The sequence below is a fragment of the Citrobacter sp. Ce129 genome, assembly GCF_030334545.1.
Taxonomy (GTDB): domain Bacteria; phylum Pseudomonadota; class Gammaproteobacteria; order Enterobacterales; family Enterobacteriaceae; genus Citrobacter; species Citrobacter europaeus.
Genome location: NZ_JAOWDS010000036.1, coordinates 1 through 326, shown reverse-complemented (window position 1 = coordinate 326; position 326 = coordinate 1). Strand labels below are relative to the sequence as shown.

The 326-nt window shown below is 50.0% G+C and carries 1 rRNA gene; it reads left to right on the top strand.

Annotated features, from left to right (window positions below):
• Positions 1–254: 254 nt before the first annotated feature.
• Positions 255–326: ribosomal RNA gene (rrf, locus tag OGV77_RS00855) — 5S ribosomal RNA — on the top strand; the annotation flags it as partial.

The window sequence follows — 326 nt, the reverse complement described above, 5'->3', positions numbered from 1 at the left end:
AAGTGTAGCGATACATTGAGCTAACCGATACTAATGAACCGTGAGGCTTAACCTTACAACGCCGAAGATGTTTTGGCGAAGACAGACACAATATTCAGCTTGATTACAGATTAGTAAGTCCGAAGGATTTTGCGCTGAGACAAGGCGGCAAGTGAAGCGACGAAAGGAGCATACATTGGTATGTGACTGACGTTCGCAAGTGCAGCCAACGCAGTATCAGCCCAAAAGACACAGGACAGAGCACAAAGAATTTGCCTGGCGGCTGTAGCGCGGTGGTCCCACCTGACCCCATGCCGAACTCAGAAGTGAAACGCCGTAGCGCCGAT